Below are 2,122 nucleotides of genomic sequence, written 5' to 3'. Positions count from 1 at the left end.
GACGCCGCCAACGACGCCGAGGCGTGCGCTGCCGCCGGCCTAACCCCGATCGGCAAGCGGCCCCGCGTGCACGACTGCCGCCACAGTCATGCCTCATGGCTCATCGCGCAGGGGCGGCCACTGCCCTACATCCAACGTCGCCTTGGCCACGAGAAGATCACGACCACCGTCGGCACCTACGGCCACCTCATGCCCGACGCGCAGCAGGGCGACGCCGACGCCGTGGCGCTCATGATGGCCGGGGTACTGCCAACGATCGAACCCGAGGTGCTCGCGCAGATCGAGGCGTAGGCCGGACGGGTGATCGTGTCCGGAGCGGGTGCTAGACCTGTCTCATCAAGGACGCGAGAGCGAGGGGGCAGCAGTGCACAGGCCGGGAGCATGGCGCACGATGACCATCGAACGCTTCGAGGAGCGGGCCCGCCTATCCGGCGATGACCCGTCCGCGCTACTCGCTCGACTGCTCGACGGTGAGCGCGATCTTGCCCTCGGCCAGGGAGAGCAGGTCGTAGACGGTCCTCACGTTCGTCCGCCGCTCCGCTAGCTGACCGATCTCCACCAGGAGCCTCTCGAGGTTCCCGAGCGTGGCATGCACCTTGAGTCGCTCGTAGCGATTCACCTGGTTGCGTCCCATGCCGGCGGCGAGGCTCAGGGGCACCTGGTCCACCCCGGAGACCTCCCGGACCATCCGAAGCGCTCCGATGACCCGCTTCTCGTACTCCGTGTACCTGTCGTCGGTGTCGCACATACCTACATGGATACACACACCACCTGATCGGCGACACGGGCCAAGATCACGGTTCGGTAACGATGCGTAGGCATCCCCCAGATTCGGGTGTCAGACCCCCGGATGCGGGGTACGGTCACAGACATGCACAGCAGCACAGACGCCATCACGGCGAAGAACATCGCCCGCATCGCGGACGAGAAGAAGGTGCGGATCGCACAGCTCGGCCGGGTCACCCGCGGGCTCTCCGAGGAGCGCCTGCGCGCCTACCTGGTCCACGGCAAGGGCTCGCTCATCCCGGCTGAGGTCGCGGCTATCGCCGAGGCGCTCGGCGTCGCTCCGTCGGACCTCACGCAGGGGATCGCCGCGTGACTCCCGACCTGACGGTTCGCGACGTCTCCGAGGCGCTCGCCACCACGCCCGAGACGGTCCGTGTGCTCATCCGCGACGGCCTGCTCATCGACGCGTACCGCCTGCACGGAGACAGGGGGCCGTGGCGCGTCCCCGCATCCGCGCTGGACGTGTACCGCGAGCGTCAGGCGCTCTCCGACCCGTGGGTCCGCACCAGGACCCGCAACGCCTGACCCCGGACGCGACAACGGCCGCCCACCTCCCAGGCAGCGGCCGCGTCGTTCAACCTTCAACCGAAAGGCTACCCGATGGACCCGAACAACGGCCGTCTCTACCCGTCCGTCGAGGCCGCGAAGGCGGCGGGTGTCACCAGCCCGGTGCTCGTCGAGGGCGCACCCGAGGACGTGCAGCGTGTGTCCGACGCCGTCGCGTCGGCGTGGACCCGTGAGCAGAAGTCGCAGCGCAACGCCCGCAACAAGGTCGCCCGCGCCTCCCGCCGCACCAACCGCAAGCGGGGTGCGTGATGACCGACCTCCTCGCCAAGATGCAGATCGCCATGCGGCTCGTCCGGCACCTGAACGGCGCCGGGTTCGAGGTCTCCACCGTCGACGTCATGCGCAGCTCGATCTACGCGCACCTGACCGGCCCCGGCGACGACCACGACTCCCGCCCGGACGCGCTGCACGTCGCCGACGTCGCGCGCCTGGGCGTCTCGGCCGTCAAGGACTTCGACACGTGCACGACGGTGGACACGACGTTCGAGGGCGTCGACGTGACCCTCTTCGGTGCGCGCACCGCCCCCGAGCCTGCACCCGACCCGCGCACGCTGCGCAGCATCGCCGGGTACGCCTGCCCATGCGGGGCGCGCGGCTGGCTGCAGGAGGGCGCGTCCGACGAGGACCGTGCCGCGTTCGACGCCGAGGCGTCCACGCACGACGACTGCGGGGTAACGGCATGAGCGACGCCCCGACCCGCGCCTACCTCGTCACGCGCGCCACCGTCCGCGCCGCACTCATCACCGCCACCTTCACGGCCCCGCTGTGG

General features: G+C 70.0%; 6 protein-coding genes. 5 read left to right on the top strand and 1 reads right to left on the bottom strand.

Features of this window, described 5'->3' with window-relative positions; translation table 11 throughout:
- Window positions 1-291, top strand: a 291-nt coding sequence (locus ABWK99_RS15875; protein WP_372595651.1) for a tyrosine-type recombinase/integrase, incomplete at its 5' end; no start/stop codon positions are given.
- Between the two features lie 157 nt (window positions 292-448).
- Here the strand turns inward: ABWK99_RS15875 and ABWK99_RS15870 are convergent.
- On the bottom strand, window positions 449-748 hold the full coding sequence (locus tag ABWK99_RS15870) for a helix-turn-helix domain-containing protein (RefSeq protein ID WP_372595650.1): 300 nt from the start codon (window positions 746-748) through the stop codon (window positions 449-451).
- Between the two features lie 123 nt (window positions 749-871).
- Between ABWK99_RS15870 and ABWK99_RS15865 the strand changes: the two genes are divergently transcribed.
- The 4 genes from ABWK99_RS15865 (at window position 872) to ABWK99_RS15850 (ending at window position 2,036) form a co-directional block, all read left to right on the top strand.
- The gene (locus tag ABWK99_RS15865; RefSeq protein WP_372595649.1) at window positions 872-1,099 is read left to right on the top strand and encodes a hypothetical protein; all 228 of its coding nucleotides are present in this window, start codon (window positions 872-874) and stop codon (window positions 1,097-1,099) included.
- Window positions 1,096-1,311 (top strand): helix-turn-helix domain-containing protein, encoded by a 216-nt coding sequence (locus ABWK99_RS15860; RefSeq protein WP_372595648.1) that lies wholly within the window; start codon window positions 1,096-1,098, stop codon window positions 1,309-1,311. The genes ABWK99_RS15865 and ABWK99_RS15860 overlap by 4 nt, the downstream gene beginning before the upstream one ends.
- A 75-nt stretch (window positions 1,312-1,386) precedes the next feature.
- On the top strand, window positions 1,387-1,602 hold the full coding sequence (locus tag ABWK99_RS15855) for a hypothetical protein (RefSeq protein ID WP_372595647.1): 216 nt from the start codon (window positions 1,387-1,389) through the stop codon (window positions 1,600-1,602).
- Complete coding sequence (locus ABWK99_RS15850; RefSeq protein ID WP_372595646.1) at window positions 1,602-2,036, top strand: hypothetical protein; 435 nt, start codon at window positions 1,602-1,604, stop codon at window positions 2,034-2,036. The genes ABWK99_RS15855 and ABWK99_RS15850 overlap by 1 nt, the downstream gene beginning before the upstream one ends.
- Window positions 2,037-2,122 lie beyond the last annotated feature (86 nt).

The organism is Actinotalea sp., assembly GCF_041597215.1.
Classification (GTDB): domain Bacteria; phylum Actinomycetota; class Actinomycetes; order Actinomycetales; family Cellulomonadaceae; genus Actinotalea.
The sequence above is the reverse complement of the archived record's forward strand: the minus strand, read 5'-3'. Positions and strand labels throughout refer to the sequence as shown.